Annotated in this window: 17 protein-coding genes; 3 read left to right on the forward strand and 14 right to left on the reverse strand. The window is 58.4% G+C overall.

The annotated features are described in order from the left end of the window. Positions 1-34: 34 nt before the first annotated feature. From ACR0LW_RS15675 to pnp, 7 genes are all read right to left on the reverse strand, one after another. The gene (locus ACR0LW_RS15675) at positions 35-808 is read right to left on the reverse strand and encodes a glycosyltransferase family 25 protein (RefSeq protein ID WP_480883192.1); all 774 of its coding nucleotides are present in this window, start codon (positions 806-808) and stop codon (positions 35-37) included. A 101-nt stretch (positions 809-909) separates the two neighbouring features. Next, positions 910-1,923 (reverse strand): Hint domain-containing protein, encoded by a 1,014-nt coding sequence (locus tag ACR0LW_RS15680; protein WP_480883193.1) that lies wholly within the window; start codon positions 1,921-1,923, stop codon positions 910-912. A 239-nt stretch (positions 1,924-2,162) separates the two neighbouring features. Beyond that, positions 2,163-2,852 carry an outer membrane beta-barrel protein gene (locus tag ACR0LW_RS15685; protein WP_170453623.1) on the reverse strand — a complete coding sequence of 230 codons (690 nt, stop codon included), beginning with the start codon at positions 2,850-2,852 and terminating at the stop codon, positions 2,163-2,165. A gap of 153 nt (positions 2,853-3,005) precedes the next feature. Then, entirely contained in the window at positions 3,006-3,515 is a 510-nt protein-coding gene (locus tag ACR0LW_RS15690; RefSeq protein ID WP_480883194.1) for a helix-turn-helix transcriptional regulator, read from the reverse strand. A gap of 23 nt (positions 3,516-3,538) precedes the next feature. Beyond that, positions 3,539-3,811, reverse strand: a complete 273-nt coding sequence (locus tag ACR0LW_RS15695) for a PepSY domain-containing protein (protein ID WP_170735800.1) — start codon at positions 3,809-3,811, stop codon at positions 3,539-3,541. Between the two features lie 355 nt (positions 3,812-4,166). Next, positions 4,167-6,539, reverse strand: coding sequence for an autotransporter family protein (locus ACR0LW_RS15700; protein WP_480883195.1), 2,373 nt, complete (start codon positions 6,537-6,539; stop codon positions 4,167-4,169). Between the two features lie 258 nt (positions 6,540-6,797). Further along, complete coding sequence (pnp, locus tag ACR0LW_RS15705) at positions 6,798-8,948, reverse strand: polyribonucleotide nucleotidyltransferase (RefSeq protein ID WP_480883196.1); 2,151 nt, start codon at positions 8,946-8,948, stop codon at positions 6,798-6,800. A 283-nt stretch (positions 8,949-9,231) separates the two neighbouring features. Between pnp and ACR0LW_RS15710 the strand changes: the two genes are divergently transcribed. Then, positions 9,232-9,990 carry a DUF3299 domain-containing protein gene (locus ACR0LW_RS15710; RefSeq protein WP_480883197.1) on the forward strand — a complete coding sequence of 253 codons (759 nt, stop codon included), beginning with the start codon at positions 9,232-9,234 and terminating at the stop codon, positions 9,988-9,990. 202 nt (positions 9,991-10,192) lie between these two features. Continuing rightward, on the forward strand, positions 10,193-11,794 hold the full coding sequence (locus ACR0LW_RS15715) for a BCCT family transporter (RefSeq protein ID WP_170623230.1): 1,602 nt from the start codon (positions 10,193-10,195) through the stop codon (positions 11,792-11,794). A 65-nt stretch (positions 11,795-11,859) separates the two neighbouring features. On the opposite strand, the gene ACR0LW_RS15720 is transcribed toward ACR0LW_RS15715, so the two are convergent. The 7 genes from ACR0LW_RS15720 to rbfA form a co-directional block, all read right to left on the reverse strand. Next, positions 11,860-12,951, reverse strand: a complete 1,092-nt coding sequence (locus ACR0LW_RS15720) for a Hint domain-containing protein (protein ID WP_480883198.1) — start codon at positions 12,949-12,951, stop codon at positions 11,860-11,862. 242 nt (positions 12,952-13,193) lie between these two features. After that, positions 13,194-13,463, reverse strand: a complete 270-nt coding sequence (gene rpsO / locus ACR0LW_RS15725) for a 30S ribosomal protein S15 (RefSeq protein ID WP_170453629.1) — start codon at positions 13,461-13,463, stop codon at positions 13,194-13,196. 143 nt (positions 13,464-13,606) lie between these two features. Next, positions 13,607-14,629: a calcium-binding protein gene (locus ACR0LW_RS15730; RefSeq protein ID WP_480583819.1), complete on the reverse strand. Its 1,023-nt coding sequence runs from the start codon at positions 14,627-14,629 to the stop codon at positions 13,607-13,609. A gap of 95 nt (positions 14,630-14,724) precedes the next feature. Continuing rightward, positions 14,725-15,228: a DUF1643 domain-containing protein gene (locus ACR0LW_RS15735; RefSeq protein WP_480883199.1), complete on the reverse strand. Its 504-nt coding sequence runs from the start codon at positions 15,226-15,228 to the stop codon at positions 14,725-14,727. A gap of 21 nt (positions 15,229-15,249) precedes the next feature. Further along, positions 15,250-16,155: a tRNA pseudouridine(55) synthase TruB gene (gene truB / locus ACR0LW_RS15740; RefSeq protein WP_480883200.1), complete on the reverse strand. Its 906-nt coding sequence runs from the start codon at positions 16,153-16,155 to the stop codon at positions 15,250-15,252. A 54-nt stretch (positions 16,156-16,209) separates the two neighbouring features. Continuing rightward, positions 16,210-16,953 carry a phosphodiester glycosidase family protein gene (locus ACR0LW_RS15745; RefSeq protein WP_480583829.1) on the reverse strand — a complete coding sequence of 248 codons (744 nt, stop codon included), beginning with the start codon at positions 16,951-16,953 and terminating at the stop codon, positions 16,210-16,212. Further along, positions 16,950-17,345 (reverse strand): 30S ribosome-binding factor RbfA, encoded by a 396-nt coding sequence (rbfA, locus tag ACR0LW_RS15750; RefSeq protein WP_170453633.1) that lies wholly within the window; start codon positions 17,343-17,345, stop codon positions 16,950-16,952. The genes ACR0LW_RS15745 and rbfA overlap by 4 nt, the downstream gene beginning before the upstream one ends. Before the next feature lie 91 nt (positions 17,346-17,436). On the opposite strand from rbfA, the gene dapB reads away from it, so the two are divergent. Further along, positions 17,437-18,246, forward strand: coding sequence for a 4-hydroxy-tetrahydrodipicolinate reductase (gene dapB, locus ACR0LW_RS15755; RefSeq protein WP_170453634.1), 810 nt, complete (start codon positions 17,437-17,439; stop codon positions 18,244-18,246). The last annotated feature ends 16 nt before the right edge of the window (positions 18,247-18,262 follow it).

Here is an 18,262-nt window from a genome sequence, read left to right on the forward strand (position 1 = left end):
CCGGGTCAGGGGGGCTGTCTGCCCCCCGCCGCGCCTAGAGGCGCGACTCCCCCCGAGGATATTTATGGCCAGATGAAGCAGGCGGGCGCTGTGGGTAGCTGTAGAGTTTTGCCCTGTAGGCCGCGCGCTTGAATTCGCGGGTCAGCTTGTCGCTGAACGGCGGGCTTTTCTGGATTGTCGAGCCGCCGATTTCACCGGCGATTTCCCGGTTGCCGCTGCCGAGCAGGGTGTGGATCGGTTGGCCGGTCAGCCAGTGCATTTGCAGAAACGTATCGACCGGGCGGTCGATCTGATCCGTGGCGGCCAACATGCGCGCGGCGGCGCGACGTCCCACCATCTGGCAGACACATTGCAACCCGACCACCCAAGGTAGAACCAGGCGCAGCCCGTTTTCCTCGGCAATGGTTTGTGCCGGAATCTCGCGTTGTTTGACCGGTATGCGGATGTAGTGATCCGGGGTCGCCTCGCGCTTCAAAAGCGCCAGGATCTGCTGCAATTGGGCAGGGTCGATACGCAGATCATCTTCGGTGATGAGTGCCAGATCGATGTTTTCGTCCACCATTTTCTGCCAGATGCGGCGGTGGCTTTGGAACACGCCGATCTCGGTGGGCCGCAGCGCAAAAGGGTAGTGGGGCCGATGCAGATTGCCGGGATGCAGGCAGACATCCGAAATTTGTTCCGGGTCGCGCCCATTCACGGCCTCGAACAATTCGGCGTTGGGCAGGTCCGCGCAAAGCCTTTCGGCGTTTTCCCGCCGGGCGGTGCTGGAAGACATATGAATGACGAACGAGCGCATTGGCATGTGCATAGAGCACCCCGGCGTGTTGGGGAAGGGTGGTGATGGCGAAACACAGAGCCGTGACTGTTTGAAATGTTCCATTTGGCAGATAATGGCCGTTTTCCAGGGGTTCAAGCTGCGTGGGCGGCGGGGCGGGTTATCGACCAGGGATTTTCCAGCCCGCAGTTTAATATAAGCGTGTGCCGCAGCAGGCGTATTTCGAAGGGTTTCAGGACGGGCAGGACGGTGGGGCCGTATCCTTTTGCGCCCTGCCTGAGGGTCGGGAACAGGCTTAGCAGTTCTTTTCGGGTCTCGACGGTCATCGCGCTGAGCGTCGTTTCGCCCGGATAAAGGGATTCAGACCAGATGCCATCGACATTCACCAGTTCATGCTGATCGAACAGGATATGGATGTATTCGACGCCTTCGTCCGGTGGCAACTGGCGGACAGATTTGCCATCAACCAGATTTTTGGCCGGGGCCAGCATCATTGGGGCGGAATACAAAAGCTCCATATTTGGGGAGGAAACCGCGATCCGATGTTGCGGTGAAACCACCAGATCGCGATTGGTGCAGGTGGTAGAAAAATGGTCCGACCTGATCCGGATCGGACACAGATGCGGGGATTGGCGCAGGTCTTGCCGGGACAGCCTGCGTTTGCCGATCCAGCGGACGGGCCGAACCTGACCTCCGGCAACGATGACGGGATCTCCGGGGCGCAAAGCCTCGACCCGGCAGCGGCCTGTTGGTGTCAGGATCATCGATCCGGAGGTGAAGCAGACAAAGGACGGTAGTGTGCTGTATTCGGTTGGGGGCGTTGATGAGGGCCTGCTGGTGACTGCAATCGTGTCCCCGACGTTGGCCTGACCCGATGTGACAACCACATAGATCGGAGAGGTGAACTGCAATTGGACAAAGGACACAGCCTGCCCGTTGATTTCGCCCTGATAGGTTTCGAACACCTGAAAGCTGGAGGAAGAGTTGTGGAAGTTCGGGACACCGCTGAGATCCAGTTGAGTGCTGGAATCCGAGCCTTGCAGAAACGTGTCATCATCGATGATGTCCGCGCTATATGCGGCTTCGATTGAAACGCTGTTGGTGCTGAAGGGATCCGCGCTGAGTTCGTAGATGGTGATGGAGGCCACGGCGGAACGTCTTCCCAGAATTTACAAATGTTTTCCTTAAGTTTGGGCTAATTCAACTTATAAGTGTTAACATATGGTTTACTAAACCGAACGCGCGGCCGCATGGGCGCGGGATGGGGTGCATCCTCGGAACCGGCTCTTTTTGAAATAGGGAGTGTTGAAACTACATGCCCCCGCCACTTGGGCGGAGGCACGCCAGGGGCGGCGAAACCGGAGACGAACGCCACCCTTGGTGGGGCTCAGAACCCGTAGCGCAGGCCGAAATTGATGCTGAACGTGTCCAGGTCATCCTCGACCGTTCCTGTCGAGGCGCCGGTGGGGGCCAGGCGCGCGGATGAGACGTCGAAGGCACGGGTATAGCGCGCATCAACGGTAAAGGCGGTGTCTTCGTTGATGTCATAGGCGACACCGGCGATCAGCTGTGCCGCGAAATCGGTGCCGCTGTCATCCAGCGTGACACCGGGCCCGTAGGCGAAATCGATATCCGAATAGGTCGCACCCAGACCAAAACCGGCATAGGGGGTGAAGGCGCTGTTACCCTTGAAGTCGAACAGCACATTGGCAAAGAGCGAGGTTTGGGTCACATCGCCCGAGATATTGCCCTCGGCCCCCGGACCGTTTCCGGAGAAGTTGACGCCGTCCACGTTGTTGTCCCGATAGGACAGCTCCAGCTCGATCCGTGTGCCAATTGCGTCATTGGACCATTGCGGGATCTCTTTGCCGATAGCGATCCCCAGACCGACCCCGCCATCGAAATCGGTGTCGACGGATTCGGAAGCGCCGCCGATGCTGCCGCTGAAGTCGGTATCCTGAAGGTCGCTATAGCCCAGGAAGCCGTGGATATAGGTGCCGTCCGTCAGGCTTTGCGCTGACGCGGCGGTCACACCCAAAATCAGCGCCGCCGAGGTAAGAAGAAGTCGAGAAACCATAATCCATGTCCTTTGTTCCGAATGGTCCATGGCGCTGATGTGGGCAATCGGAGGTCAAAAGGAAGGCGCGCGACCATCACTTCGCGTCACGGGATTTTGGGTGTGGGTGAGTGAATAAGTAGCCCATTGAACAATTGCAGTCGCAGGGCGGGCTTACCCTCGGGATGTTGGTCGTTCCATGAGGGGTTCTGACAGCAGTTCCTCGACAAAGAAGCTGAGCAGTTGCAAGCGGCCGGACACGCCTGCCTTGCGGTATACTGCAGCGCTTTGGGCCTTGATCGTACCTTCTTTGGTTTGCCGCAGTTCCGCGATTTGGGCAATCGACAGGCCCTTGAGCGAGAGCAGCGCAACATCGCGTTCGGCTTTGCTTAGCCGCCATTCGTCAAACTGGGTGCCGATAACCTGTGCGAACGCGCCTTGGGCCACGCCAAGTTGGCGTTGGATATCGCGGACGCGCTGGTTCTGGGCGCGGATCAGCGCAATCGCTGCCGCCAATCCACCCAAAAGCGCTAGTGAGATCAAAAGTTCAAAACTGTGTAAGTACCGGAAGCCGGCGCTTTCGCCCCCGGTCCAATCCAGCAGAGCATCGGTCAGGAAAAAGGTGGCGCAGAGGGCCTGCACCACCAAAAGGAGCCACAACAAAGACGTTTGCGATATCTTCATGATGCTCCTTCAGGGTCGCGCGGTCAGTCGTCATCCTCTTCAAGTTCAATGGCGGTCACGGTGCCATCGACATTGTTCAGGACCAGTTCAGTTTCCACGCCATCCTTGCTGAGTTCAACCTCGATCTCGCCGTCTTCGAATTCGATCTCTTCGACCACATAGCCCTGCGCCTCCAGCGCCGCACGGATGTCAGCCTCGTCCGTTCCCAGCTTTTCGCCCAGCCCAACATTGGCCAAGGCCAGTGCGGGGGCGGCGGCAATCAATCCGGCAAGGGTCAGAATTTTCAGGTTTTCCATATCGCATCTCCTGTTGTGTGCGTTTCGATGCGATTGAACTGTGGATGGGGGAGTGTTGTTGCGATTGGATTTTGGTTGAAACGGGCCGGATTGGACCAAGGTTTATTCGACTTGCCCGTTCCAGCGCAGGTACAAGCTACATCCTGAAGGTCGCGAACCTACAGCTTGATACAGTGGTATTTCTGAATCATTTCGGCGGGGCGTTCCGGGTCTCTAGCTGGTCTTTTCGTTGTACGAATCCGACACAACGTCCGCTTGGCGGACAAAGCGGACGTCCGCTGGGTCCGTTTGTAAAGGCCCAACAACGATGGTCGGCGTGTGTGATTCCTAAATTTGAAACAACCGTACTGCCAAATCAAAACCGAACACTTAAGTTTGCACCTAGGCCATGTTCTTGGCCATTGGATCGAACTGAATAACCATATCCTGCCGTTAGTCTGGCCAGCTCAGAAATCTGATAGCCCAGGCCAAGCCCGAGAACGAAGCCATTTGCTCCTCGATTTTGTCCGACTTGTGTAAATGTTCCGAACAATGGACTTGTGACTGTGATTTCGTGCTCACTGTCTTTGTTGGCAAAGAAGTCATATTCATACCGGGCGAAGGCGATTGGGGTTAACAAACCATTCTCTGTCAAGAAGTCGCGTTGGTAGTCAATTCCAATAGAAGCGACCAGCGATTCTGCGTTCGCTTTTTCAATCGAGTAATTGAAATCACCACCGCCCGTCTCTGTGCCTGAGCCTTGTTGGATACGCCCGTAGTTCAATCCAAAAACCGTAGAAACCCTTGCACCGCTGTTCAGGTTAAACAGCTTCCGTGCCTGGATACCGGCATGGATGCCCTCTTGGTCCAAATCAGACTTTGCCTCGCCTCCCGTAAAGCCATCAACAGAAGGGTTATTTCGCTTGGCGTCGGTTTCACCGAACATGTAACCGACCAGCCCGGAGAACTCCCAAGTTCCGGTTGTTGTGCGCCCATAGACGCCCACATGATAGCTGTCGGTCGAAAAGTCCTGATCGACTTGATCGTGTTCATCCATGGAGGATGTCCCAAAACCTGCGTACACGCCGACCACACCTCTATCGGTGCTTGCGACATCCGCTCCGACCAAAATCGTGCCCAGTGAATAGTCGAATGTCCCAAGGCCATTGCTTCCATCTACGTCCCCGCTCACATAGGCCGTGTCGATCCACCAGCGCCGATCAGAGCAGTCTATTGCGCCACTCGGGCTCTGGGCCGAGTCGATGTCGCCTTCTGCAACGGGTTGATCCGCATTGCTGAAGCCAACCGCTTGATACTTGCGGCAGTCAGCATGGCTCAGCACAGTGTTTGTTATCAGGTCAAGTTGCTCAAGCCCAACGGTCAAATTGGAGGAATAGGGCTCTGCGTGCACACGATTAAATCCAGACAAACCTGAATTGGTAAGCGTGTTAACGGTATTACTCAAGGTTGAGCCATTGGTCAGATTAGTTCCAGGTGACGTGTTTGTGGTGTTAGCCACCGCACCAGCAAGGTTGCTTGCATTGGGAGATCCAACAACTGATGGATGTTGTGGTAAACTCGAAACGGGGAGGGTCGAAAACGCTATGTCGATTCTACCGTCCGCGGTTGGCGTGTTTGAGATACTCAGACTGGATAGGGCGGGCAGAGATCCTCCGGCAACAAGAGTTGGGGAGTTTCCATCGAAACGCGAGGCTTGAAAAACCGTGTAGTCGTTGCCAGCAGCATAGTCCTGCGCAGTCAGGCCGGGACGAGCGGCTTCGACTTGTATAGCGGCGCGGTTAATCCCTGTAACGGGCCCGCTGGATGACACCAAATCGGCTTTCTGACCGGCCGTCGGATCGACTTCACTTAAGATCCTTGACCCAGTTTCAAAGGCGATACCGCCACTATTGTTAAGCGTACCAATTGAAAAGCCCGGCGAAAGCACCCCTCCGTTCTTAACTGTGAAGTTAAATGCGTTCACGGTTCCCGTTCCGGCCAGCGTGCCAAAATTCTCAAAGTTTACGGTGTTCAAACTGCTTGCTGCATCGAGCCGAACGGTCGTGCCTGCCGCTATCGCCATGTCACTGGTTGAAGAAATCGAACTATTCGTCAGTGTGAAATCAGAAGCCTCGGCAACCCGGGTTTGGATATAGTACGCCCCGAAAACCACTTCGGTAGCCCCTATAACAGTAAGGTTGTCGTAGGTTAACGGTCGGTCTGACTGGAAGTAAACTTCAGTGGGGTCGATATTCGCGCCGTTGAACGGAACGAACGTCATTGATCTGCCGGAACCAATCGAAGTTCCAATGAGGTTCACTCTAAGCTTCCCGTTGATGTTCGTAGCCAAGGCCTCACGAGAAACAAAGTCTCCGCTACCTGCCGCAACATCAACGTTTAGGAGAGTTAAAACTGAAGCATTGCTTGGAACGGTATTCTGGCCCGGGACATACAACTCAATTTCGCCAGAGGACGTGATAGAGGAGTTTCCAATTGTAAGTCCTGTAATGGGTCCGTTTGGGATCGGCAGACACGTGCGTTCCGTCGTTGAAATTGTTTGATTAACGCGAGTGCTTTCAGATCCGGATGAATATTCTATCCGAGGAGAGCCCAATTCTACGCAACCCTGTGCGCTTTGGGCCTGTGCGTCGCCCACCACTAACACATAAGCCAAGGCTCCCAGTGACAACTTAATAATAAATGCACGCTGAGCGTATAGTGCCGCAAGTGTCGGGCCCAGTGTTGCCATCAGCTTTCTCCTCTTACTTGATAAGCGAGAGTACACCCAATTGTGATACACGGTGAGTTTTGTGAAATGCTCAAAAAAGTCAAACGATTGACTGCTTTGGGCTCTTTGCTGAAATCCGAAGCACCAAAGCCGTAGCCCGGTTTTCGGGATTTGGACCAGTTCGTGACTCAACAATCAATTTTGCCTGACGTTCAACACCGCACAAAAAAAGGCCCCAGCGTTTCCACCGGGGCCTTCGTCATCTGAAAGATGCGCAGATTACTCTGCGCCTTCCTCTTTCTTTTCTTTCTTCTCGGGAACGATCTCTTCGCCGGTTTCCTGATCGACGACTTTCATCGACAGGCGCACCTTGCCGCGGTCGTCAAAGCCCAGCAGCTTGACCTTTACTTCCTGGCCTTCCTTCAGAACATCCGACGGATGGTTCAAACGGCGGTTTTCGATCTGGGACACGTGGACCAGACCGTCGCGCTTGCCAAAGAAGTTCACGAAGGCGCCGAAATCGACGATCTTCACGACTTTACCAGTATAGACCTGACCCTCTTCCGGCTCGGCCACGATCGAATAGATCATGTCATAGGCCTTCTTGATCGACTCCCCATCGGGCGAGGCGATCTTGATGACGCCGTCGTCGTTGATGTCGACCTTGGCACCCGAGGTTTCCACGATTTCGCGGATGACCTTGCCGCCCGAGCCGATCACTTCGCGGATCTTGTCGGTCGGGATGTTCATGGTCTCGATGCGCGGCGCGTGGACCGAGAACTCGTTGGTCTCGGACAGGGCTTTGCCCATCTCGCCCAGAATGTGCATCCGGCCGTCCTTGGCTTGGGCCAGGGCTTTCTCCATGATCTCGGGCGTGATGCCTGCGACCTTGATGTCCATCTGCAGCGAGGTGATGCCGTTTTCGGTCCCCGCCACTTTGAAGTCCATGTCGCCCAGGTGGTCTTCGTCACCCAGAATGTCCGACAGGATGGCATAGTTGCCGTCATCTTCCAGGATCAGACCCATGGCCACACCGGCAACCGGTGCTTTCAGCGGAACGCCCGCATCCATCATCGACAGCGAACCGCCGCAGACCGACGCCATCGAGGACGAGCCGTTGGATTCGGTGATCTCGGACACGATGCGGATCGTGTAGGGGAAGTCGGTTGCCGCAGGCAGAACCGCCTGCAGGGCGCGCCATGCCAGCTTGCCGTGGCCGATCTCACGACGGCCCGGACCACCAACACGGCCAACTTCACCAACCGAATAGGGGGGGAAGTTGTAGTGCAGCAGGAAGTTCGATTTGAAGTTTCCGTGCAGCGCGTCGATGAACTGTTCATCGTCACCTGTGCCCAGCGTGGTCACGGCCAGCGCCTGTGTTTCACCACGGGTGAACAGGGCAGAGCCGTGCGTACGCGGCAGCATCGAGGTTTCGGCTTCGATAGCACGGATATCGGTGGTCGAACGACCGTCGATGCGCTTGCCGCCTTTGACGACGTCGCCGCGCAGGATGCCGGCTTCCAGTTTTTTCATCGCCGAGCCGAGGTTCGCGTCTTCCAGCTGTTCCTCGGTCAGTGCTTCCTTGATCGCTTCACGGGCAGCGGCAACAGCGGCGGTGCGCTCTTGCTTGTCGGTGATCGCGAAGGCGGCGCGCATCTGCTCTTCACCGGCTGCGGCGACAGCGGCGTACAGCTCCGAGTAATCGGGGGCGGCGAAGTCAAACGGCTCTTTCGCGGTTTCTTCGGCCAGCGAAATGATCAGGTCGATGACCGGCTGAATTTGCTCGTGTGCGAAGGTCACGGCGCCCAGCATTTCGGCTTCGGACAGTTCGTACGCTTCCGATTCCACCATCATCACGGCGTCTTTGGTGCCGGCAACAACCAAATCCAGACGCTGTTCGGGGTTCAGGCGAAGGTCCTGCATGTCGTCCACGGTCGGGTTCAGGACGTATTCGCCATCCACGAAACCAACGCGAGCACCGGCGATCGGGCCCATGAATGGGGCACCCGAGATGGTCAGGGCCGCCGAAGCGGCAATCATCGCGACGATGTCGGGGTCGTTGACCAGATCGTGGCTCAGCACGGTGCACATGACCAGAACTTCGTTCTTGAAGCCGTCAACGAACAGCGGGCGGATCGGACGGTCGATCAGACGCGCGGTCAGCGTCTCTTTCTCGGTCGGGCGCGCCTCGCGCTTGAAGAAGCCACCCGGAACTTTACCGGCGGCATAGTATTTTTCCTGATAGTGCACGGTCAGCGGGAAAAAGTCCTGACCGGGCTTTTGTTGCTTGGCAAAGGTCACGTTCGCCATGACGCTGGTTTCGCCCAGCGTGGCGATCACGGTGCCGTCGGCCTGACGGGCAACCTTGCCGGTTTCCAGTGTCAGCGTCTCTTCGCCCCACTGAATCGATTTCTTCGTTACATCAAACATATGCGTATCCTAGAACGGAGCACTCCCGCCCCTGCGGGTCTCCGGTTTGCATGGCGGCCCCATTGCCGCCGACCCCACTTTATCTTCCATTCGAGTGCCGGGGTCAGGGCACAACGTCTCAGATACCGCGCGCATACAGCAGAAAACGTTGGAAGGAAAGCGAAACCGCACAAGGCGGCGGTGGACCGTCATGCCCGGAGTGTGACCGTTGCTGAACAACCGTGTGTGGCAAAACACGCAGGATTGCTTACATGGTAACACATGTCACATACCCGAGGATGCCATGACCTTTTGCCTGCGGTTGCTGAGCGTCGCGTTGCTGACCCTATGGGGTTCTGCGGCACTGGCGCCCCAACCTGTCGAGTGGTCTGATCTGCCGGACCCTGCCGCGCAGGACTTTGAAGACCCGTTTCACGAGCTGAGCGCCGAGCAGTTTGATGACCTGCGCTTTGCGCTGCGCTTGCGTGGGCGCTTGCAGCAGGATGTCGGCAGCGCGGACGAACAACACAAATGGCAAGAGCTTTTGTCCGAAACGGAACAGGCGCTGGCCGCCGATCAGATCGATATCGACTGGCTCATGTCCCAGCGTGATGCGGTGATTCAGCGTCGCGAGATGGCCGATACCGCCGGGAACCCCAAGGTCAACGATCAGGTTGTCACGATCACCGGCTATGTGATCCCCGCGCCTTCGGATGAACAGGGGCAAGGTGTGGCCTATCTGGTGCCTCAGCCCGGTATGTGCAGCCACCTGCCGCCACCCCCGCCCAATCAGATGATCCGAGTCCGGCTTTCGGATCAGTGGGTCCCGACCTTATACTATGAGCATGTTCGCCTGACCGGGCGATTGACCATTGCGCCGACGGAATACGAGATGTTTGTGATCGACGGGCAGGTTCCGATGCGGGCCACGTTCCAGTTGGATGTGCACAACGCCGAACCCTTGGGCAGCGGCGAGGAGCATTTTCAGGAGTTCCTGACGGTGCATGATCGTTTGCGCGCGGCGCTTCGGCAGAAATCCGGCGGGCCTGTCGAAGGCCCCTGAACCGGTTTGCGCCCTTTGCCTTGATGCCCTGAACAACACATTCCGAAAAAAGAATAATTTTGCCATATTATGATGAGGGTGTAGGCTCGACCCACAAGACCTGCGGTCGCAAGGACGGGAACGCGCCAAGGGACTAGAAAAATAAGGCCGTCTTCGACCGAATACCTTGGCGTTTGCACGTAGCAAACTGAGGGAAAGTCGAATGGCTGAAACCAAGAAAATGCTTGATCCGGATCCCCGGATTTATGACTTCGAAACCGAATATGAGCTGGGGCAGGATAACGTCCGGCCATTCGGTCTGGACATACACAATCCGGTCTTCCTGATCTCGAGTATCCTGATCTTTGCGTTCGTCCTGATCGCATTGGCCAATCAGGAGGCCGCGGCCTCGTTCTTTGGCTGGCTTCGGCCCTGGCTGACCAGCACGTTTGACTGGTTCCTTGTGCTCTCGGTCGATGCAATCACCCTGTTCTGTCTGGTGCTGATCGTTCTGCCTGTCGGCAAGGTGAGGATCGGCGGCAAGGACGCCGAGCCTGACTATTCCTATGCCGGTTGGATCGCGATGATGTTCGCCGCCGGTATTGGCATCGGTCTGCTGTTCTTTGGCGTGATGGAGCCGGTCTATTACAACTTCGCCGAAGGCGGCAACGCCGCGCCCTTAGGAATCGACATTGCCGTGCCGGGTAACGAATACGCGGGCATCGTGGGCACGATCCACCATTGGGGCCTTGAAGGCTGGGCGGTTTACGCCGCCGTGGGTCTGAGCCTTGCGATCTTTGCCTATAATCTGGACCTGCCGCTGACCCTGCGGTCGGCCTTTTACCCATTGCTGGGCGAGCGGGTCTGGGGCTGGTGGGGCCACATCATCGACACGCTTGCGGTGTTCGCAACACTGTTCGGCCTCACCACTTCTTTGGGTCTTGGGGCGCAGCAGGTTGCGGCGGGTTTGAATGAGGTGTTTGGCATCGAACCCAGCCCGACTGTGGTTGTCCTGCTGATCATCGGTATCACGCTGATCGCGCTGGGCTCGGTCCTGATGGGTATGGATGCGGGCGTCAAACGGCTGAGCGAGATCAATATGATCATGGCCGTCGGCCTCTTCATCTTCGTGATCGTTGTCACCGGTGTTGGCACAGCCATTGCGCGCTATTTCAACGTCATGGTGGATTACGTGACGCACCTTCCGGCCTTGTCCAACCCGTTCGGGCGCGAAGATACCAGTTACTTCCATGGCTGGACGACCTTCTACTGGGCATGGTGGATCGCGTGGTCGCCCTTTGTGGGCATGTTCATTGCTCGTATCTCCAAGGGCCGCACGGTGCGTGAGTTTATCCTCTGCGCGCTGTTGGCCCCAACGGCCGTCTGTGCGTTGTGGATGTCGACCTTTGGTGGTGCCGCGATCGACATGCTGAACGCGGGCGGTGCAGAAGGTGTCCGCGCCACAGTGATCGACAGCTACGCCCCCGAAGGCGCGCTGTTCGGTTTCCTGAAAGAACTGCCGCTTTATGGCATCGTGGCTCCGATCGCGCTGATCCTGATCGTGGTGTTCTTTGTCACGTCGTCCGACTCGGGATCGCTGGTGATCGACACGATCACGGCGGGTGGCAAGATGGATGCGCCTGTTGTTCAGCGCGTGTTCTGGTGCACGCTGGAAGGTCTGGTGGCCATCGCACTGTTGCTGGGCGGCGGATTGTCCGCGCTGCAAGGGGCGGCCGTGTCGACGGGCATTCCATTCACGCTGGTGGTGCTGATGATGTGCTACTGCCTGTGGTTGGCGCTGAAATCAGAGCACGCCAAGATGTAAGCACCTTTAGACACAGAAACGCCCGCCAACCGGCGGGCGTTTTCTTTTGGTCTGTCGCAACCGGATCAGAGGGCAACCGCCTCAAAAGACTTCAACAGGGGTCTGGCCGGGCTGTAGGAATTGCTGCCCGATGCCCCCAACTCTGGGAACAGGTCCAGAATTTCCGAGCGCAGGTCATGATCCAGACTGCACAGGCCAACGGTACCGGGCAGAAAGCTTTCCGTTGCGGCCCCGTCGCTGAAAATGATCTCGTGCCGGTCAAACAGGATGTGGAAGTATTCGACCTCGGCGCAAGGCCGTTGGTAAATCGTTTCGCCATTGATCAGGCTTTTCGCCGCAACCAGACATTCGGTTTCGCCAAACAGCATCTCGGCCTTCCAGCCGGACAGCAAAACGCGATGGTTCTGCGAGACCGTCAGGTCACGGTCATTGCCGATTGCGCCGGCCTGAAACACCACCGGCACCCGATTGCCCTTGCCGGGAACGCGGCGTGATCCGATCCATCGGACCGGCTGCGCGCCGTTATCCTTGGTGACCACCAGATCACCGGCCTGAAGATCTTCCACAGCAACCGGCCCGCGGGTGGTTTCAATCATCGTACCGCGCGCGAAACAGGGTGGTGGCGGCGGAACGTCGAATGAGAAATCGCTGATCCCCGATCCGCCCGTCAGCGAACCATCCGGGGCAGGGGTTGATGTGATGATCACTTGCGAGACCGGGCCTGCGGTCGAAAAGGAAAGGTCGTTCGGGGTAAACGTGTCCGGATCGATCAGAATGGTGCCCGACGCATCCTGACTGATGTTGATCGTTCCCCCCGAGCTTTGAGTGATGGTGATATCCGCAAGCGAGATCGGGTTTCCATCTTCATCCAGAATCCGCACCTGGTACCCGTCATTGAACGCGCCGGCCGCGTTCACCGCGCCAAGGTCAAACGACAGATTGTTTACCGCGTTTGAAAAGCTGTAATCTGCCGTGATCGGAGTTGTCGTGAAGTTCGAATTGATATCGGCCCCCGACCCGCCTGGGTCAGCGTCCACCCAGTTGCCGGTGAAATTCGCCGTGATCGTCGTAGAATTTGCCCCGTCCGAAACAACGGTGCTGCCATCCTGGGCCGTGCCCGTACCATCCAGCCATATGGCCTGATCCAGTGTCGCCATCGCGCCTACTCACAAAACTTGTTACCCAACTTGCAGTCGCACGCTTAAGGACCGGTTAAGCGCAACTGCCAAATTTATAATACTACTAATGATGATCGTGTCATTAGCCTGTCGCTTGATCGGCAATTTCTTGACGATTTGCGGTGTGCAAAGGGTTGCCCAAATGCACCAACGCCCACCTGTTGGCGGGCGTCGCGTTTTCTTGAACCGGGTCTCGCGCTTGGGACGAGACGTGCAAACGCTTAGCGGCGGATGCCCAGCTTTTTGATCAGGTCCTGATAGCGCGCTTCTTCCTTGCCCTTCAGGTAGTCCAGCAGCTTACGGCGCTGAGCAACCATTTTCAGCAGACCGCGACGACCGTGGTTGTCTTTCTTGTGGGTCTTGAAGTGCTCGGTCAGGGTGTTGATGCGCGAGGTCAGGATCGCAACCTGAACTTCAGGCGAACCGGTGTCGCCTTCTTTGGTTGCGAATTCTTTCATGACGCGTGCTTTTTCAGCAGTAGTGATCGACATCGGGGTCTCCTTTAAAGGTTAGAGTTAATGGCGCAGGCCGGGATGTCGTCCAGCACAGGCCCATGGAGAAACCCGCACCGATTCCGATGCGGATGGGCGCGTATAGGCGCTTTTTCTGCCAATGGCAAAGGGATTCTGCGAGGCTAGTGCGTCTGCCCGTACTTGGCCAGCTGGGCTTCGGTAATCAATCGGATGTCGTCGCTGGTCATCCCGTCGGCCCCGTAAAGATGCGCAACCTCCTGCCCGTCGATGACAACGCGGGTCAGGTTGGTGTTCTCTTCATCCTGCTGGATCTGAATGTCGGGATCGTCCGAGGCGTCCCATGTGATCAGCAACTTGTCCTCACCGGGCTGGAAACCCATGACGGTGACCTTTTCGTCATCCCCTTCGGTGTCGAGGATGATCTGGTCGGCCCCCTGGCCGCCATTGGCCACATCACCGCCCTGGGCCAGGATCGTGTCGTCGCCGGTGCCACCGTTCAGAAAGTCGGTGCTGGGCGTATTGCCGTCTTCGCCGCCAAACAGCAGGTCATCGCCATCACCGCCGAACAGCACATCTTCGCCTTCGCCCCCGGACAGCGTGTCGTTGCCATAGCCACCGTGCAGCGCGTCATCGCCTGCGCCGCCTGCCAGCCTGTCGTCGCCCTGACCACCGTAGAGCGCATCCGCGCCCTCGCCGCCGTCCAGCTCATCGGCGCCGAAATGGCCATACAGCTTGTCGTCTCCTTCGTTTCCGGACAGCAGGTCGTCGTCCGCCTCGCCATGCAGAATGTCCGACCCGTGCCCGCCGGACATCACATCCTGACCGTCGCCCCCGTGCAGAACGTCATCGCCGCAACCGCCATTGATGATGTCGTCTCCGCCATAGCCGTTGATCTGGTCGTCCCCCTCCTGCCCGGTGATTTCATCCGTGCCGTCAGAGCCTGCGATCACCAGATCGCCAAGATGTTCTGAGATCACGGTGCCGGTTGAGATCTCCGGACCCTCGGGTGTTTCAGGTTCTTCAACGTTCTCGCCAATATCCAGAAATTCGCCTTCGGTTGGTTCCTCGGGCGTGTCGTTTATCGGTTCGTCGTCTTCGGGTTCCTCTTCGGTCGCGAACACGTCGCTCATGGCGTAAGCCGCGCCGCCGACGGCGGCCAATCCAAGCAATCCGGCCAAAAACATGGGAACCCTCCGAAAGCACACTGCTCCGAGGTTGAACTATCCCATCCGGCTCCCGGTTTGGTCAAAGCAAGCCTGAGTCCGTGGTTAACCCTTTGTCACCACGCCTCGGGCTGCTGGGTGTATGCGATATAAAGCGGGTGTTTGGGGTGCCCGTCCTTTGTCAGCCCCAGATGAAACAGAGGCTGGCCGGTGCCACGCAGCAGGGATTCCACCGCCGGGCCGCGTTCCAGATGTGCGCCATGGGTGCCCCAGGCGGCGATGACCTGATCGGCCCATTGCACGCCGTCCAGAATCGCGGCGTCATTCTCGGGCCCCACCGGATCGGCAGCGGCGCGCATCTTGCGCGGGTCGGTGTCGCGCCAGGCGAAGATATTTGTCACCTGAAACGCCCCGAACCCCAACGCCCGCGCGCGCCGTTCGCAGCGTTCCACCGTTGGGTCGTTCTGCACCTCGGTCGCGGTTGAGGGGTTCAGCATCACAAACAACGCCTTGCGCCCCGACGCATCCCAAACGCGGGTCAGGCTATAGCGATACTTCTCGCAATCCGAATAGATGGCGGTCGAGGGCGCGTCGCCCTTGGTATGCGTTCGGGTGATCATGTCTTTCGGCTAGCACAGCGTTCAGGCGACGAACACCCGGCTGGGATGCAATTCGCCGGATTTGTAGATGCCGACAGCAACCGCCTTGCCATCGAGCGAGGCCCAGGCTTCGTCGCCATATTCCACGTCCGACGCCAGCACCATGCCCGGATTGCCGTTGCGCAGGCGGGTGGCACCCTCGGGGGTGCATTTCAGCTCGGGCAGGTCTGACAGGCCGGTTTCCAGCGGGTGCAGGTAGTCGTCCAGCGCGGTGGTCTTTGCCATCTCGTCGATCTGTTCAATGGACAGGCCATCTTCGGCCTCAAAAGGCCCTGACCAGATGCGGCGCAATTCCCTGACGTGGCCGTGGCATCCCAGCGCTGCACCCAGATCGCGCGCGATGGAGCGGACATAGCCGCCCTTGCCGCAGGTCATTTCCAGTACGACGTGATCGTCGTCGGGGCGGTCGACCAGCACCAGTTCCTCGACCCACAGGGGCCGGGCGGACAGTTCCACATCCTCGCCATCGCGGGCCAGCTTATAGGCGCGTTGCCCTTCGATCTTCACGGCTGAAAACTTGGGCGGCACCTGCATGATGTTGCCCAAAAACGGGGCCAGCGCCCGTTTGATATCGTCATCCGAGGGGCGTGCATCGCTTTGCGCAATCACTTCGCCCTCGGCATCGTCGGTATTGGTGGCCTGCCCCAGACGCACGGTGAAGGTGTAGGCTTTCAACGCGTCGGTGATATAGGGAACGGTCTTGGTCGCCTCGCCCAAAGCCACGGCCAGAACGCCGGTTGCCTCGGGGTCCAGCGTGCCCGCATGGCCCGCCTTTTTCGCGTCCATGGCCCAACGCACCTTGTTGACCACCGACGTAGAGGTCATGCCCGCAGGCTTGTCCACCACCAGCCAACCGGAAATGTCGCGGCCCTTGCGTTTGCGTCCCATCTTGCACCTTGCCTTTTGCTGAGGCGCGCGGGTTAGCGGATCGTTTTGCCGCTGTCAATTTGTGGGCGTATCTTCCACCACACCCACAATTGGCCCCAGCGAGAACCCCAGATCCGAACGCCCGCCCGCCCGATCATACATGCGCGAGATATTGCCATCGAAGAACAGCGCATTCGGGGTGCCGATCACATCCCGAAACAGGCTGCCGAACTCGTGAAAGGTCACGTAATCCTCCGAGATCGCAAACACCGCCTGCGTTCCATCGGCGCTGGTGCCCACCCCGTTGCGCACATAGAGCGAGGTCGAATCGGGCAGGAAACGCGGATGCAGTTCTCCGTCGATCACCAGCATCGGGCCGGACTGGGTGGCGAACCGGCAATCGGGGGCCTGATCGACATAGGTCAATGTCTCATACACATCGGCGCGACCGTCACGGATGCAGAATACGCCGTTGGGCAACAGGCCGAAATTGCCGGGGCCTGCATTCGGGATCACGCGCATTTGCTCGTGTCCCTCTTCGACATAATGCCCGACGGGCGAGCGGTCGTCGTGGTACATGCCCGCGTTCATCGCAAAGGCCAGTTGCTTACCGCTGGGCGCAAGCGCTTCGTTCACGGATGAAAAATGCCCCAGCACCGCGCCGTTTTCATCATTCAGAAACAGGCGCAGGTCTTCATTGGCGGTGTCCACTTCGCAGACGGTATACCGCTTGTCCTCATGGGTCAGCTTTTCGCAGGTCACCGCGCCCGCCTGCGCCGCCCACATGGCAGCGCCCAACGTGACAAGGGTACGGATCACTCGTCCAGATCGCGGCGCACCGCGTCCTGTTCGAACATGCGGCGGGTATCGTCCAGACGGTCAAATGTATCATCCAGACGGAACCGCAGATCGGGCGAGAATTTCAGGTTCAGTTTCTTGCCAATCACGCGCCGCAGTTCACCTTTGTTGCGGGCCAGCAGTTCAATCACGTCCTCCTGCCCCTTGCCGCCAAGGGGCAGCACATAGGCGGTGGCGATCTTCAGATCGGGCGAGGTGCGCACCTCACCCACTGTGATCGACATGCGGTTCAGGTCGGGGTCGTGGACATCTCCGCGCGCCAGAACCTCGGACAGGGTGCGGCGGATCAGTTCGCCGACACGCAGTTGCCGTTGGGACGGGCCGGGGCCATCGTGGAATTTGTTCTTTGCCATATTCCCGATCTAAGCGCAAAGCAGGGCTTTGCCAAGCGGGCGCGAACGGGGTAGGAGGCTTTGAGCCGACTTAGCGAAAAGGACCAGCGCAATGACCCATATTCCGGGGATCGTCATCACAGGGGCTTCGGGCCGTATGGGGCAGATGCTGATCAAGACCGTGTCTGATAGCGATCAGGCGCGTCTGGTCGGTGTGGTCGAGCGTAAAGGCCACGACTGGATCGGTCAGGACGTCGGTGAAGCGATGGGCGGTCAGGCATTGGGCGTGACTGTAACGGACGACCCTCTGGAGGCATTCGCGCAGGCGCAGGCCGTGATCGATTTCACCGCGCCCGAGGCGACGCTGGATTTTGCCGCACTGGCCGCACAGGCGCGTTGCGTGCATGTGATCGGCACCACCGGCATGACAGACGAACAGATCGCGGCGCTGGAACCGGCCTCGCGCCATGCGGTCATCGTGCGGGCGGGCAACATGAGCCTTGGCGTCAACCTGTTGATGCAACTGACCAAAAAGGTCGCCGCTGCGCTGGATGAGGATTTCGACATCGAGATCATAGAAGGCCATCACCACCACAAGGTCGATGCGCCTTCGGGCACCGCGCTGATGTTAGGCGAGGCCGCCGCCGAGGGGCGCGGCGTCAAGCTGAACGATGTGTCCGACCGGGGCCGCGACGGCATCACCGGCGCGCGCAAACGCGGCGATATCGGCTTTCACGCCATTCGCGGCGGAGATGTGGTTGGCGAACACGACGTCCTGTTCGCCGCACCCGGAGAGCGCATCGTCTTGCGCCATCTGGCCTCGGACCGCGCCATCTTTGCCCGCGGCGCGCTGAAGGCGGCGCTGTGGGGGCAGGGCAAAGCGCCGGGTCAGTATGACATGGTGGATGTGTTGGGGTTGTAGGCCCATAGACGGATCG

The organism is Ruegeria sp. N4 (genome assembly GCF_056531425.1).